We start from the raw sequence: 15,256 nt of genomic DNA, 5'->3' as shown, positions 1-15,256 counted from the left end.
CGACTCGATGTGCCGCCAGGATCGATCCCGGCCGACCGGCGAAGGCTGGCCAATCCGTAATCGGGACGCATCAAGCCGAGCGGTTTCGTTTCACTGGGAGGGTGTAATCCGCTCGTGCCGAATCGGTTTCAGTATCGATTCCAGTCGGTATCATTCTTGCATGACGGGCGGGGCGGCGGCGCTGTTGAGAAGGCCGATTCCGAAGGCCCACTAACGATCGGCAACCGGGGGGTCCGACCGGGCGGCAGCCATGGAGGCATTGGCGAGCCTGCCGCCGCCGAAGGACTTCGAGCTGGCGCACGCTGACGACATCGCATCCGAGACAGCTCGAACCGGGATCAACTGAAAACATCGTTAACCTATTGCAGGCTTGACATCCTACTGCTAACGTCTAGTCGTGGCAGCGTCATCTTCCCGACGCCAACGCCCTGCAGCCGTCTCCGGACCGCGTCCGCAGCACCCCACCCCACAACAGCTCAACCCACTGCGTCACTCCAACGAGAAGGGTTTCACTGGCATGCACGATCCCGGGACCGACACCATGGACCTCGCACCGTGGGTCGCCGAACAGCTCGACAGTGCCGCACTCAGCGATGACGTCGGGCTGCTGATCCTCAGCGCGCTCGAAGGCGACGACGCCCTCGACGAATTCCTCGGCGGCTCCGGACGACTCAGCCGCCCGGAGCGGGCACTCGACGCGGCCGGGAACGAAGCCCGCGGCACCTTCCTCACCTCCGTGCGGGTCGAAGGTTTTCGTGGCATCGGTCCGGCCACCACGCTCGACCTGCGCCCCGAACCCGGCCTGACCATCGTGGCCGGTCGCAACGGGTCGGGAAAGTCGAGCATCTCCGAGGCACTCGAATTCGCGCTCACCGCGAGCGCTTTCCGGTGGGCAGGCAAGAAGTCCACCCAGTGGCGCGAGCAGTGGCGCAATCTCCACCACGACACCGCGCGCATCGCCGTGCAGCTGGTGGAGGAAGGCAGCGAACCGGTTACCGTCGCGATCGAATGGTCGGACGACGAGTCCGAGGTGGATCGGCACCGCACCCGAACCCAGCGGCGCGGCGAGAAGATGCACGACGGGCGCGGCGATCTCGGGTGGGACGGCCCGTTGCAGCGGTTCCGGCCCATCCTGTCCTATGACGAGCTGGGCGCGATGCTCAACGGCACCCCGAGCGACCTGCACGACGCCATCTCACGGGTACTGGGAGTAGAGCAGCTCACCACCGCGATCAACCGCATCGCCACTCGGCACCGCGAACGGAAGGCCCCGGGGGACGAGCTCGGCAAGCTGCGGCGCGAGCTTGCCGAGGCGGCAGCCGCGCTCGACGATCCCCGTGCCGCCGCGGTGGCTCCGCTGCTCAAGAAGACAGCACCCGACATCGCAAAGCTACGGGGGTTGTTGCATGAGAACGAAACCGCCGACGGTGGTCGGATGGCCCGGCTGCGCGAGCTCACCGGCCTGCGCTCGCCGGTCGACGTCGAGGGCGCCCGCGCTATCGCGAAACGACTCCGCGAGGGTGTGGACCTGTTGGTCGAGCTGGGTAACACGGCAGACCAGGGCCGGTCGGCTACCACACACCTGCTCGAGCAGGCGCTGGCCGTGCACGCCGAACACGGTGACATGGCGTGTCCGGTCTGCGGTACCGGCGCCCTGGACGCGACCTGGGCCGCCGCCGCCCGCGAGTCGGTCGCCGAGGACCGCGCGCGGCTGACCGCGCGCACCGACGCACGCACGTTTATGGAACTGGCGCATGCCGAAGCGCTTCGTGCGCTCACTTCCCCACCTGCGCTTCTCGACCATTGCCCGGTAGCGGAACTCGAACCCGCGCTGGCTACCGCGCGCACGGCCTGGACGCATTGGGCGGCCATCACCCGTGGCTCCGAGGCGCCGACGATGACGCAGCTCGCCACGCACCTCGACACAGGTGTCGGCCCCCTGTGTGAGTCGATAGACGCACTGACCGCCGCCGCCACCGCGCATCTCGCCGAGGCCGAAGACCGGTGGCAGCCGCTGAACTCCCGTCTGCACGACTGGTGCACTCGGTGGGAGGCGTGGCTGGCGGCGAAACCGCTCATCGACCAGCTCGCAGAAGCGAAGAAGTGGCTGCAGGACAACGACCTTCGGCTGCGCAACGCACGGCTGGCGCCCATTCGTGACGGTGTCCGCCACGCCTGGTCGGTCTTGCGTCAGGAAAGCAATGTCGAGATCAGCGATCTCAGCCTGGAAGGCTCGGCCAACCGGCGCAAGCTCCGCATCGACTCGCTGATCGACGGTGTCGCGGCGGGCGGGCTGACCGTGCTCAGCCAGGGCGAGCTGCATGCGCTGGCGCTCGCGCTCTTCCTTCCTCGGGCCACCATGGCCGAATCCCCGTTCCGCTTCCTGGTTCTCGACGACCCGGTCCAGGCGATGGATCCGGCGAAGGTCGACGGTCTGGTTTCCCTGCTGAGCGAACTCGCCAGGAACCGGCAGGTCATCGTGCTCTCCCACGACGATCGACTGCCCGCCGCCGTGCGGCGCGGGAACTACGCGGCGACCATCATGGAGGTCACGCGCAGCAAGGACTCCGCCGTGTCGATCACCACCCTCACCGATCCGGCCCGCCGCTACCTCGACGATGCCAGGGCGCTGGTCCTGGAATGTGAGAACGCGAAGCTGCCGCCCGAGGCGATGCGACGCACCTTACCCGGCATGCTGCGTTTCGCGGTGGAAACCGCGGCCAAGCACGGCTACCTCAGCCACAACATCCAGCGGGGTCGCTCCCTCACCGAACTCGAAACGGAATGGGACCGAGCGACGACAACACGGGCGAAGGTGGCGCTCGCCGTCTTCGGCGAACCGCGCGAGAACCACGCGCTGGACCAGTGGGCGCGGGCGGAGTATCAGAAGGCGGCCCTGCGCACCGTCGGGCCGAAAATGCACGACGGACTCCCTGTGGCGGTCGATCCCCGGCTGGCTACACGCCAGGTGACCCAGCTGGTCGACGACATCGAAAGGACCGCCCGATGACGCTGCTCGAGCTCGCCGCCATTCAGATCACCGGGAAGTCCCCGCACAGCAATCGGATGGCCGCCTGGCTGACCCGCACCGCGCTGGAACAGACCGTGAGCGAGCTGCTGCAGGCCCGCGGTGTGGAACCCGGCCGGGCAAGCGGCCGAGCCCGGCTCGCCTGCCTCGAAGTGGCCTACGACGACAGTCCCGACATCGCCGCCCGCGCCCAATACGCGTGGACCCGGCTGTCCGAGGCATGCCATCACCACGCATACCAGCTCTCCCCCACCTACCAGGAAGTGCAGCACCTGCTCGAGTCCGTCCGTGTGCTCCGGGCGACGCTCGACCCGGAACCCGAGTGAAAGGCTCCCGATGCGCGGATTCGCCATCATCGATCGGCAACCCACGGCGGACGCCACCGCGGTATGGCTGACCAGTCGCACCGACGCCACCACGGTCGGTCACACCAACGCCGTCGTGCTGGCCGACGACGATCCCGGATATGTCACCAAGGTCCGGTCTCTCGCGACCGGCCGTTCGGTGATCCTGACCTCGGGGTCCGAGCCACCGTTGCCCTTCGTCACCGTCAACCATGTCGATGTGTTCGACGAGTTGATCGCACTCACCCGCAGGTATCAGGAACGGATCGGTGCCGCCGTCCAGGAGTACGCGGGTCGCACGCGAGGCAAGCTCGTCACGCCGCGCTTCCTGCCGGAGCCGGAACTGGCACAGCCCGAGGGAGATGAGCCGCGGTATCGCGCGCTGGCCGTCGCCGACTTCGCCGCCGCGGTGTGGTCGGCCTGGTTGTTCACCGACGAACAACGGCTGCGCCGTACGGTGTCGCCGAAGACGCAAGTCACCCCGTGGATCATGCCTCCAGATCTGAATGATGCCGCCATCACCGATTTTCCGGCAGAGTTCGCGTCTCAAGTGAAGCCGGAACCACCCGCGTGACGGGCCGTCCACTCACGATCACGCCGGAATTCGCCGAGGGCCTGACCCGCCTCGGCAACGGCGAGAACGTCTTCCTCACCGGGCGGGCGGGCACCGGCAAGTCGACGCTCGTCCGTCAGTTCCTCGCCACCACGCCCCGGCGCGTGGTGGTCGCCGCGCCGACGGGGATCGCGGCGCTCAATGTCGAGGGATACACGATCCACCGGCTGTTCTCATTTCACGCCGGGACCACCCTCGACGAAGTCCGTTCGGCGAGGTACTCCCCGCGCCGGTTCGCGAAGACACTCGGCAACCTGGACACCCTCATTCTCGATGAGGCATCGATGGTGCGCGCCGATCTGTTCGATTGTCTGGCCGTCGCACTGGAAAGGTTCGGACCGAAACCCGGCACCCCGTTCGGCGGCGTGCAGGTCGTCTTGGTCGGCGACCTGTTTCAGTTGCCGCCGGTGGTCACCGAGGGCGAGAAGGAGTTCTTTCAGACGCGCTATTCGTCGCCGTACTTCTTCGCCGCCGACGCCTTCGACCATTTCCCGGTGATCGAACTGACCACGGTTTTCCGGCAGATCGGCGACACCCGCATGGTCGAACTCCTCAACGATGTCCGCGAAGGGGCGTTGCTGGACGCCGCACGCCAAGAGTTGAACGCCCGCACCGAGCCCGACTTCCGGCCACCGATCGACGAATTCTGGTTGACCCTGACCACCACCAATCCGATCGCCGCCGCGCGCAACCGAGAAACGCTGGCGCTACTGCCGGAACCCGAGCTCAGCCATCGCGGCATCACCGCGGGTGAGCTGGACGGCTTCGAGCTGCCCGTCGCCGAACAGCTCACCTACAAAGTCGGTGCCCAGATCATGCTGGTCACCAACGATCCAGCGGACCGGTGGGTGAACGGCACGATCGGTCGCATCACCGCGCACCGGATCGACCAGGGCCGACCCGTCGCCCGGGTGCTCCTCCCCACCGGCCAGGAAGTCGAGGTCGGTCCTCACACCTGGGAGATCACCCGGCCTGTCGTCGAGGGCGCCACGCTGCGGCACGAGATCGTCGGCACCTACACCCAGCTGCCGTTCCAGCTCGCGTGGGCGATCACCATCCACAAGAGCCAGGGTCAAACACTGGACCGTGTAGTCGTCGACCTCAGTGGCGGTACCTTCGCCGACGGCCAGCTATATGTCGCCCTCAGCCGATGCACCTCACTCGGCGGCCTCGTGTTGCGGCGTCCAGTACAGCCGCGAGACCTCAAGACCGACCATCGCATACGGAGGTTCCTGCTCGCCGGGCGCCCGCGCGCACGATCGGTGGGCAACGCCTATCTCGCTGTCTGCGTGGTCGGCGAGGAGGGTCGCATGTGGCGTCCGCGACCGGTCGAACTCGCGGTGGTCACCGACGACGGGCTGGAGCTGACCACACTGATCAACCCCACGCGGGATCTCGGAACCGCCCGAACGGAATTCGGGATCAGCGCCATCGATGTGCGGCTCGCCCCGCTCTTGACCGAGGCGTGGGCAGCGCTCGCGCCGCGGCTGGCCGGGCGGGTGCCCGTCGGAGTCGACATCGACCGCCAGCTGCGTGATGTCGACTACGAGTTCAAGCGCAACGGGTCCGTCGTCACCATGCCGTTGGGAGTAGAGCTCGAAACCCATGGCGTGTCAGCAGAGAACATAGCGAGATCGGCGGCAGGAACCGCACTGGAACGCGCCAAGGCCGTCCGCGATATCGCCCGAAGCACCCACCCCTATATGGGTGAGACCGTCGAGGTGTTCCCAACTGTTGACCACGGCGGCGGATACCTGCTCACGCGGGGTGGGAGGGCGGACTGCTTCCACCCGGGCGCCACAAATGACGTGCTGATCCACGACCTTCGTGCGAAGGCGGGTGGCGGCCCACTGGACCGCGAGTCGACAGCATTGCTTCGAGACGTCGAGAACCGCCTCGGTTGCCAGCTGATCGACCCCGACATCGTGGGCGAGGCCGCCGACATCGCCACCGTCCTGATCCCGGGAGCCCGAATATGCTTCACCGGCACCGTGCTCGATGACGCGGGACGCGAGGTCACTCGTGGCGATCTGGAGGCACTCGCCGAGAGATGCGGTCTGCAGCCCGTCGCGTCGGTGACCAAGAAGCGCTGCGACGCATTGATCTGCGCGGAGGCCGGGACGATGTCCGGCAAGGGCCGCAAAGCCGCCGAGTACGGCAAACCCATGTTCACCGCGAAAGAATTTCTCTGCTGGGCCGACCCGCAGTGAGCAGACGCGCGACGGCACGCCGTCAGGCGCCGCCGTCCGTAGTCGGTGCGAGCACACCCGCGGTCAATCCGGTGCCGATCAATTCCGCTGCCCGCAGCGCGGCCTCGGACGTTTGCGTGGCCGCCACCCGCAACAGGTGCAGCTTCCGGAAGGCCCGGCCGTAGTGCTGTTGTTCGTCGAGGCGCAGGATGGGGATGCGCAGGCGGGCGGGGTCGAGGCGGATCGTCGTCGAGCCGAACATCGCGGCGGCATTGTCGGGGCTGCCGATGAAGCCGGCGAAGAACCAGGGGTCCATGCGGGTGGGGTCGGTGCGGAACACGATCACACCGGCACCGGGGACGGCTCCCACATCGGCGCCGTCGGCGACCCTGGCACCTCGAGCCGCGCCGTGATCGTCACGGAAACGCGAGACCAGGACATCACCCTCACGTATCAGTTCGGTGGGCAGAGACGCGCCCGCCGTGGTGAGGCCGGAAGGGCCACGGCCGGAGAGCAGGTCACGCCCGGACAGGACCGGACGTTGCGGCGCGTCGGCGGCGGCGGCCTCGGTTGTGGTCGCGACCAGGCGGACCGCGCCGCCGCGCTCGAGGTCGCCCACGGTGGCAGTGTGCAGCGCTGTGGGCTTCGTGGCGGTCCAGTCAGCGACGGTGTCGGCGACGGCACGCAAGCCGGCGAGGTGTTCACCGAGTAGGTCGATCGCCGCGTGTGCGGCTGCGGCAACACCCACGGGGTCGACGGCGGCGCGGACGCGACGGGCGGGAGTGAGGTCGATGTCATCGTCGAGAATGTCGACGATGCGCACGACGGCGGCGAAGTCGGCGACCGTCGCCGCGTCGGTGTCACCGTGGTCGAAGGCGCGCCACGAATCGACGACACGTTCGGCCAGGACCGACCAATCCTGTTGCGCCGCACCGTGTCCGGACAGACGCGCGGAGTCGATGAACAGCACCGACTCGGCGTGCGCGGAGTCGGGTTTGCACAGTACCCAGATCTGCAATCCGACCTGCCGGGGCGTCGAGGCCCCCGCCGGGAGTGCGATCACCGCGCGGAGTGCGCCTGCCCGCAACAGTTCCATACGGATGCGGCGGCCCGATGTTCGTGCCGCCACCGCGGGAGGTAGCAGGGCGATGGCGAAACCACCGGGCCGCAAGTGGGCGAGCATGTGCTGAACCCAAGCCAGCTCGGATTCACCGCGCGCCGGTACCGAGTACTCCCAGCGCACATCGAGAGCCAGCTCGGTGGCCCCCCAATCACGTTGCGCATAGGGCGGGTTGGCGAGAACAGCGTCGAACTCCATGCCGGGAAAAGCGTCGGCCAGCAGGCTGTCGCCGGCGCGGACGTCGACCTTCGTGTTCGGCAGAGACGAGCGAAGTAACACCATGGTGCGTGCGGCCTGCACGGGGAGGACGTCCTGGCCCGCGAGCGAGGTGGCGCCGATCCTGGCCGCCTCCACGAGCAGGGTGCCGCTACCGCACGCCGGGTCGAGCACGCTCACCGGCGTTGCCGACGCGGCGAGGAGATCGGCCATCAGGGCGGCGACCGGCCGCTCGGTGGCATACACACCCGTGGTCGGCACGGCGTCGAGTCCACGCTCGGCGAGCACGTCGAGCACCTGCCTGAGGTCGGTCGCCACTACGGCGTCGCGCACGGCGGACTGCAGGGCGGTGGGCTTGCGCACCGTGCCGTCGACCGTCTCGATCAGCTCCGGCACAGCGGTTGGGGCGACCTCGATGCGCAGCAGCGTGCGCAATCGCTGCAACGGAGAGTCCGCAGCCTGCACACCGTGGCCACGAAGCCAGGTCTGCACCTCGCCGAGATCGAACAACGGACGCGCTTCGGAACCGCCGGTGACCGGCGCCGGGAAGTCCGCATGCCTGCGGCGCCAGTTGCTGACGGTGGCCCGGGTGACGCCGGCGAGCCGGGCGATCTCGGCGGCGGCGACGGTGGGTGTTGAGTCCGACATGAGCCTCCCTCTCGACCGACACGCAGCGGCGCGGGTCGTCAAAGCAAAAGTAGCACGGTGCACTGTTGACGATGTTTTCAACATGATCTACCACCCTCATCATGTCGCCAACCGGGATCGGCATTGAAAACATTGCCAATCTGTTAACAACAGATTGGCAATGTGTACTTCTAGGTATCGGCGGAGCTTCACGTCGAACGTGGGGACGCATCACCCTCCACGCCGATCCCCGACTTCCCGAACGGCCTTACACGGCCGCTATTCGCCATGCCGCGCGACAGGAGAGCGTAGGTCCACCCACCGACAGACCCGGCACCGTCGGCGGCGTACCCGAGCTGCCCGCACGCTCACCGTGCGCCACGGCAACCAGCTACGCGGTACATCGCTGCGGACTCCGACGACGCGGTGCTTGCACGGCAAGCGCAGGTACTTCACGCAGGCGGACGCAGAGCTGGTCCTCGGCGCGTTGCACACCTCTCGCGACCCGCGGCGACGCGAGGTGCGCAGCTATCTGTGCTCGACGTGCCACGGATGGCACCTCACCAGCACGACCATCGAGCAGTACACCGCCGCCCGCACCGCTCGACGCGCACCGATCACGCTAGCGGTTCCCGAAACTCGCGACCCGATCCCGACACCGGCCGAACTCGCGGCCCGCCTCGGCGCCCACCCCGCACCGGCGACGCCCGCTGCGACCGGACGTCTGCTGACCGCTCTCACCCGCCTGCGTCGCAGGCTCGCCCGCCTGCGCAAGCGCTGACCACCCAATCCACCGACGCCGGGCCAGCTCTGTCCGGCGCGATCCCGCACGCCTCGTGTCCCGTGGAGGAGATCCGATGATCTTGTCCTTCGCCGCTTTCGATGTGGAAACGGCCAACCCCGCCAGGGGCAGCATCTGCTCGCTCGGTGTCGCCGTCGTTCGCGACGGCGTGCGGGTTCGCACCCATTCCCTGCTGTGCAGGCCCCCGGCCGCCGTCGGCGATTTCGCACCGTTCAATGTGCGGATCCACCGAATCACCCCCGCCAGGGTCGCCGATGCGCCGACATTCGCCGAACTCGCTCGGCGCAACGGCTCGCCGCTGACCGTGCTCGGCGGCATCGCCCGCTGACAACCCTGACCCGTTCTCTCCAGGAGCAAACTCTCATGACACAGCCTTACGAAAACGACACGCTGCCTGCCGCGTACCCGCCGCCTACGGCACCGGAGACGAATCCGCCTGCGCTGCCCGACCCGGCGAATTTCGCACCGCCGCGGCCGGTCTATCCGCAGCCACAGTTCCAGCCGATGATGCCGGTTGTCAATGTCACGCAAAACAATATGAGCGGCGGCGGGTTCGTCAACATTCGACGCGGACCCAACCATGGCCTGCATCTCGTCCTGACCATTCTGACGTGCGGAATGTGGGCGCCGGTGTGGATCGCGGTGTGGATCATCGACGCTATAGGCTGCAGATAGTGCTGATCGTTGCAGCAAGCGATCCTACCGACGGTTCAGTGACCCACCACGGCCATCCACAACCTCGCTACCAGCAGCGATAGAACGCGGATCACCAGGAACCGGAATTGCCTGTGCAATTCAGGGCAGACCCCAAGTTCCGGTTAGCGGTGGGAGAACATGCGTACCAAGAATCCCGTGTCCGGATTATCGTAGAGTGGGCGTAATGAGCTACGTATTCGATGTCGACGACCAGACGGTATGGAGTCCGTCTTTGCGAGTGGGCGATCTGTTCGTTCGTATGCACACCGACATCTGCTCGGTCTTGAACTTGATGACCGGAATCACAGCCGTCGCCGGCGATATGTACGAGATAGATATAGATATCTTCGAGGAGACCACGCTGGCAGTTTTCAACGAATATTTCTCATCGCAGAACACCGCTTTCAAGGCGATGTTGGGGGCAACACTTGGGCCGGCTGTCAACATCCTCAACTACTGCGGGCGTCCGCCGACGCCGAGGTCGAATGACGAGCAAGTCTTTATCGCCTGGGCGACGAGTATCGGAATGCCGAGGTAGCACTCGCCACGCCCGGCCAGCATGATCCAGCGGCGGGCAAGGTCGTCGGCGACGTCATAGAAGCCACCCGCAGCCAGGCCGAAGCAACCCAGCTCGCGCGAACTCGTCCCGCTGCCCGCGCCCGGGTGCGAACCCGCTGCCCCAGCGACGTCGACCAGCGCAATTCCGAGGTCACCTGCTGCTCGAGAACTCAACGGTTACGGGATCGTTTGCACCCTGACCAGCATCCGCAGGTGAATCGCCTACCTGACCGAGGAGATCATCGCGGCACTGGCAGCAAGCCATCGTGTCACCGACGCGGTCGAGGCGGCCATCGCGACGCCGCCTCATGGTTGTGGTTCGTGCCCACGCGTCTACGAGAACCGTCGGCAAAGACATGCGACGATGACACCCGTGCCTACGATTGCCACGATCACTCCCACCGAGGGCGGATGGCTCGTCCGTGTCCCCACCGGCGCGGAAGCGGTGGTCGATGACATTCGTTACGCCGCATTCGATGCCGCCAAGCTGATCGATCCCGATCGCTGGTTCGAGATCACGCGTGACCTCGTGTTCGTCGATGCGAGCGGCACACAGGTGCACGCCTTCACCCTGTTCTTCGACTGGAGCAACGACGAGGCGGACCTCGGCGCGATCGCCGAGGACCTGCCACAGGGCTGCCGGTGGTATCCCGAAGGACCGGGCCTGCACTGTCTACGACCCGGCGCAACCAGATTCGACGCGATCGCCACCCTGGCCGCCGAGATCCGCGGAAAATTCGGTATCACAGTCGATTTCGGCTACGAGAAGGATGAGTGGGACAACGAGCCGGATCGGATCGCGCACCTGCTGCTGAACGCTGTCAACCGGGCAGGTTCGAGTGGCGTCGATGAGCATCAACTGCTCCGATTCGTCACGCAGGCACTGGGCGGTACGGTTACCAGCGCTACCACGGACGCGGGCGAGAAGTTCACGAGTTGTCGGCTGCCCGACCGGTAGCAGCAGGCCTGCCGATCTGACGACCTTCGCCGTCCACCGCGCAGTCTGCCTACAGGTCCGCGGTGGACTCCAGCCAACCCACCGATCACCGCGACAGAGCCGACCCGACGCGCACGGCGTGCCATGTAGTGAAGTTCGCCCAGCGACACCGCCGCTCGCCGTTCAGCCGAGACAGCTCACGACGAACGTCTGCCGTGCCTCGCTAGTCGAGAAAGTATGCGTCGATCTTATCCTCGGAATCCAGGATCTCGTCCGATGCCACTCCGAGTGTGACCGCCAGCTCAACCGATCCGGCGAGCGCGACCTGCACGTCAGGAGAGAAGGCTCGCTCGAGCAATCCGAGGTAGTTCGACATGCCCCGGTCCAGTTTGGCCAGCAGCGCCTGATATTCGGTGGCAAGTTGCTCGTCGAGCGCACGCTGCTCATCGAGATAGCGCTCGATCAGCGCTGCGTCGCGCTTCGTCAACGACGACGCGACCGCCTTGTACATCACAGTGCCGACCGTGTTGCCGATGATGGCGCCGAGGATCGGGATAGGGATGGCTGCCTGGCCGACGAAACAGGACAGTGCGCGTACCGCGGCCTCCAAGGCGATCAGCTCTGAGTTCTCGATGAACTCCAGTTCATCGATCTCGTCGCGGCGCAGCTTGTTCGCTTGCTCGGCGATGCTGAACGATGTGGCGACGATCGAGCTGGCGACCGCCGCAGAGGTTGCGGTGAAGTTCGTGAGCGCATAGATGCTCAGGCCGCGGACACCGCCCTTGCCGATACCGACGCCGGTATCGGCTGCGATATCTTGCCAGTCCTGCCCACTGAACTCGTTGAGCCTCTTACCTTCCCGGCGCTTCGCGAACACGGCCAGGACGAAGGCAGTTCCGCCCGCGGTCGCGGCAGCCGTGAAAGCGACCGTGCCACCTTCACGGAGCGTCGGCCGACTCAGCTGGTGAGCATCGTCGCGTAGGGACCGATCCGTCGCACGGAGCGAGTCCTTCTCCGCCGCCATGGTCGAGGCGTAGACATCGCGCTGCACCTCGTCGTATCTGAGCGTCGAGGGTTCGAGCGATTCGATCCCGACCGATCCGTCCTGGAAGAACGTCTGGACCCGCTGCCAGTCTCGCAGGGAAGGTCCATCGCCGCCGCGGGAAAGCAGCTTGCTCGCCTCGCCATGCGACAACGCACGCATCCGCTGGATCATCTCGAAGTGATCGCTGGGGATTTGATACATGCCACCATTGGGCACGTACTCGGGGTATTTCTGGGAATGCTCGGCGATCGCGCTCAAGGAGAATCTACCGCCCGCTGCGACGAACTTCTGCTGGATCTCGACACTTCCGCGCATCAGGTCGACGGGTCCGTTGTCGTTGACCCACCGATAGTCTGCCTCGTGACCGGCGATCAGCCTGCGGGCGTTGCCGATTCCGACCTCCGCTATCTCGGCGATGAAGCCGTGCATCCCGCGCTGCCCGCCGCGGTTGGCGGCGACCACCTCCAGGTCGATCCTTCCCATGGCTTCGTCAACGCTGGTGAGTGCGTCCTGAAGGTTCTGGTCCTGTCGGCAGAGCGAGCTCAGGAGATTATCAATCCGGAGCTGATTGAGATAGCTCACCCAGGATGCGAGTGCCTGCTCCTGGGTGCTCGTGACGAGCTCGGCAGCATCACTCACCGTCGGAGTCCTGTTCGATGCGCATGCTCAGCATGGCCGCGCAGGACTTCGTGTTGTTCACCAACGTAGCGAGTGTCAGCCGCTCGGCGGGAGCGAGCGCGTGGAAATCGGCACGGAAATGCACCAGTGCTTCGCCGTAGCCTTGGACGAGACCTTCGCGAAGCGAGGTCGTACGCTGGAGCAGGTCCGCGATCTGCGCGTCCATACCGTTGACGAGGGCGGTGTTTCGTTTGATCGCAAGCAGCGCTTCGTGCTTGGCCTCCCGGTTCTCGAACTTCTTCTTCGCGAACAGCGCGATCGACGCGAGCAGGGTTGCGCCCGCGATACCCCAGCCGATCGGGCCCGCCAGTGCCAGCAAGGTGCTCCCGGCAGCGGTGCCGCCGCCACCGGCCGCCAGCGCACCACCACCGAGCCACGCCAGTGCTGCCTGGCTGGCCGCGGCACCGGACAGGGTTGAGATCGCGGAGCCGGTCGACGCCGTCCCGAAGGTAGTGGCGACCCACATCGCCGCCGACGGCCCCAGGCCCGCTACCGCGGTGCCCGCCGCGAACCCCGCGCCTGCGCCGGACGCTGACAGACGCGCTGCTTCCAGCTCCTTCTGGGCGAACTCCTCCGCGTTCAGGAAACGCGCCCGATGCACCTCGACCTCGTCGAAGTCGGTGTCGAACGATTTCGGAGTGTTAGCGATGCTGTTCACCAACTGCTCGACCAGCTCGATCAAGTCGGTCGACCGTTCGCGCTGACGCAGCAGCGACAGACCACGGTCAGCCATCGCAGTGAAGGCGCCGTTGTATTCCGCCACGGCCACTTCGTACGGGTCCGGCTTTTTCACAGTCAGCTTCTCGACTCTGCCTCTGGCGGCGTCCTTGACACTGCCGACCTGTCCGACGAGCTGGGTCGACGCGGTTCGCGCGGCCTTCCCGATGCCGTCGACGGTCCTGCCAATGCCTTCCTTGGCACTACCTACCGTGAGCTGTTCTGCCATCGCACCCTCCGAGATCGTCTCAGTCCGACTGCGTATCGGAGGATATCGACCAGTTGTGACACATCGCATGGAGTACCGGCTCGCGCTATCACCGGATGAATCGTAGACGAGCTGGTGAACTGTTCTGATAGGCAGCCAGTTCCACATCGGACAGTCCCTGTCATGGTGCGCGATCCGAACGTTCGGGTGTCGACACCCGTACCACGTCATGGCCGGGAGCGACGCAGCTCATTTGCGACAACGACCAGAGCATCGGCACACCTGGGCATCGTCGGGATCGCTCGGCCGTCGCGGAGGACAGTCGGTGCGGTGGTTTGGCCGCTGAACTATGTTGGTAGATCGCGTGTTCCACAATCTCGCCTGATGGGCAGGATCGGGGCATGGGTGAGGACGGTCGTGCGTGGCATGCGTGGCTGGTTCGGGTCGGAAGCAGTGGCAGCGGAGCGGGTAGCGGAGCCGGTGACAGAGAACCGACACGACTCGCCAATTCGGCACGCTGGCAAAACCGTTCGTGCTCATCGAGGAGGCCGAGAACCGATTGCGGCGGCGGCGCGGATCACCATGCCGAGGACTACAAGGCGGCGGCGCCGAAGAGCCGGCGGGAGTTTGTGAGCGAGCCGGAACATCTGACGTTCGGTGGGTACGTGCATCTGCTGCAGAGTCCGGCGAGCTGGCGCAAGCTGGGGTGGCGGCTGGATCAGAGTCAGGTGATCGAGCTGGTCGAGCAAGTGCGAAAAGTTCGGAACGAACTGATGCACTTCGCGACTGATCCGCTGTCGGCCGGGCAGGAAGCCGCGGTGCATGGGCTGCTGCAGGTGTTGCGGACTGCGGAACCCAACCCGTGATGCCGAGTCGAACCGCGGCCAACCGCTGACGGAGAACGGAAACAAGGACGGCTCGCACGCAGTGGTGCGAGCCGCCCGAACCCCGGACACAGCGAAGCCTCAACTCCGCACCGTGGGTCTACTCGGAGCTATCCTCGCTGGAACCGCTCAGCAGGTAGCTCAGGATATTCGGGCACGGGCTCGGGGAGCAGGAGCCGTCGAGGGGGATTTCGACGGAGCCGAGGTCGATCGCAGGGTTGGCCACGTCGGCCAGGGTCCCGGAGCTGCCTGTCAGCAGTCCCGAGACCGGTGCGGCGGAAGCTGCACCTGCGATGACGAACTGGGCTGGTGCCACCACTGTGGCGGCGACGACGGCAGCAGTGGCTAGAACGCGCTTCATGGGGACCTCTCGGAGTGGAATCAGCGTTCCGCGAGCCTACGCTGACCGGCGTGGACCGCCGAGGGTTTCTGAAATACTCGCGCCTCAGTTCTGGGGAATCGCCGTCATCCCACGCAAAAAAGGCCCCCAGCATCAGCTGGGGGCCTTTCGCAACAGTTTGTCCGGCGGTGTCCTACTCTCCCACACCCTGTCGAGTGCAGTACCATCGGCGCAGGTGGCCTTAGCTTCCGGGT

General features: G+C 66.1%; 14 protein-coding genes. 10 read left to right on the top strand and 4 right to left on the bottom strand.

Annotated elements, in window-relative coordinates:
* The first annotated feature begins 517 nt into the window (after nt 1-517).
* The 4 genes from ACFOW8_RS20030 to ACFOW8_RS20015 are packed head-to-tail and all read left to right on the top strand — an operon-like array spanning nt 518 to nt 6,195.
* Complete coding sequence (locus tag ACFOW8_RS20030; RefSeq protein WP_378552478.1) at nt 518-3,010, top strand: AAA family ATPase; 2,493 nt, start codon at nt 518-520, stop codon at nt 3,008-3,010.
* A complete protein-coding gene (locus tag ACFOW8_RS20025; protein ID WP_378552477.1) occupies nt 3,007-3,354 on the top strand; it encodes a hypothetical protein in 348 nt (115 codons plus the stop codon). Before ACFOW8_RS20030 ends, ACFOW8_RS20025 begins: the two co-directional genes overlap by 4 nt.
* Nucleotides 3,355-3,364: 10 nt before the next feature.
* A complete protein-coding gene (locus ACFOW8_RS20020) occupies nt 3,365-3,946 on the top strand; it encodes a hypothetical protein (RefSeq protein ID WP_378552476.1) in 582 nt (193 codons plus the stop codon).
* Nucleotides 3,943-6,195 (top strand): AAA family ATPase, encoded by a 2,253-nt coding sequence (locus ACFOW8_RS20015; protein WP_378552475.1) that lies wholly within the window; start codon nt 3,943-3,945, stop codon nt 6,193-6,195. The genes ACFOW8_RS20020 and ACFOW8_RS20015 overlap by 4 nt, the downstream gene beginning before the upstream one ends.
* A 22-nt stretch (nt 6,196-6,217) precedes the next feature.
* On the opposite strand, the gene ACFOW8_RS20010 is transcribed toward ACFOW8_RS20015, so the two are convergent.
* A complete protein-coding gene (locus ACFOW8_RS20010) occupies nt 6,218-8,158 on the bottom strand; it encodes an N-6 DNA methylase (protein WP_378552474.1) in 1,941 nt (646 codons plus the stop codon).
* Nucleotides 8,159-8,567: 409 nt separating this feature from the next.
* Here ACFOW8_RS20010 and ACFOW8_RS20005 point away from each other — a divergent pair, with 409 nt between their 5' ends.
* The 5 genes from ACFOW8_RS20005 to ACFOW8_RS19985 all read left to right on the top strand — a co-directional run bounded on the left by ACFOW8_RS20005 (nt 8,568) and on the right by ACFOW8_RS19985 (nt 11,151).
* Entirely contained in the window at nt 8,568-8,918 is a 351-nt protein-coding gene (locus ACFOW8_RS20005; RefSeq protein WP_378552472.1) for a hypothetical protein, read from the top strand.
* A gap of 76 nt (nt 8,919-8,994) precedes the next feature.
* Nucleotides 8,995-9,267 carry a hypothetical protein gene (locus ACFOW8_RS20000; protein ID WP_378552470.1) on the top strand — a complete coding sequence of 91 codons (273 nt, stop codon included), beginning with the start codon at nt 8,995-8,997 and terminating at the stop codon, nt 9,265-9,267.
* 35 nt (nt 9,268-9,302) lie between these two features.
* Nucleotides 9,303-9,614: a hypothetical protein gene (locus ACFOW8_RS19995; RefSeq protein ID WP_378552468.1), complete on the top strand. Its 312-nt coding sequence runs from the start codon at nt 9,303-9,305 to the stop codon at nt 9,612-9,614.
* A gap of 205 nt (nt 9,615-9,819) precedes the next feature.
* Nucleotides 9,820-10,173: a DUF6086 family protein gene (locus tag ACFOW8_RS19990; RefSeq protein WP_378552467.1), complete on the top strand. Its 354-nt coding sequence runs from the start codon at nt 9,820-9,822 to the stop codon at nt 10,171-10,173.
* Between the two features lie 393 nt (nt 10,174-10,566).
* Nucleotides 10,567-11,151 (top strand): hypothetical protein, encoded by a 585-nt coding sequence (locus ACFOW8_RS19985; protein ID WP_378552466.1) that lies wholly within the window; start codon nt 10,567-10,569, stop codon nt 11,149-11,151.
* A 202-nt stretch (nt 11,152-11,353) separates the two neighbouring features.
* Here ACFOW8_RS19985 and ACFOW8_RS19980 read toward each other — a convergent pair whose 3' ends face one another.
* Both ACFOW8_RS19980 and ACFOW8_RS19975 read right to left on the bottom strand, forming a co-directional pair.
* Nucleotides 11,354-12,814 (bottom strand): hypothetical protein, encoded by a 1,461-nt coding sequence (locus ACFOW8_RS19980; protein WP_378552465.1) that lies wholly within the window; start codon nt 12,812-12,814, stop codon nt 11,354-11,356.
* Nucleotides 12,807-13,799: a hypothetical protein gene (locus tag ACFOW8_RS19975; RefSeq protein ID WP_378552464.1), complete on the bottom strand. Its 993-nt coding sequence runs from the start codon at nt 13,797-13,799 to the stop codon at nt 12,807-12,809. The genes ACFOW8_RS19980 and ACFOW8_RS19975 overlap by 8 nt, the downstream gene beginning before the upstream one ends.
* A gap of 380 nt (nt 13,800-14,179) precedes the next feature.
* On the opposite strand from ACFOW8_RS19975, the gene ACFOW8_RS19970 reads away from it, so the two are divergent.
* Nucleotides 14,180-14,644: a hypothetical protein gene (locus ACFOW8_RS19970; RefSeq protein ID WP_378552462.1), complete on the top strand. Its 465-nt coding sequence runs from the start codon at nt 14,180-14,182 to the stop codon at nt 14,642-14,644.
* Between the two features lie 118 nt (nt 14,645-14,762).
* Here the strand turns inward: ACFOW8_RS19970 and ACFOW8_RS19965 are convergent, their stop codons facing one another.
* Complete coding sequence (locus ACFOW8_RS19965; RefSeq protein WP_378552460.1) at nt 14,763-15,023, bottom strand: hypothetical protein; 261 nt, start codon at nt 15,021-15,023, stop codon at nt 14,763-14,765.
* Nucleotides 15,024-15,256: the final 233 nt, after the last annotated feature.

Source organism: Nocardia rhizosphaerae, from assembly GCF_042650365.1.
Taxonomy (GTDB): Bacteria; Actinomycetota; Actinomycetes; order Mycobacteriales; family Mycobacteriaceae; genus Nocardia; species Nocardia rhizosphaerae.
This window is presented reverse-complemented; position numbering and strand designations above follow the sequence as displayed.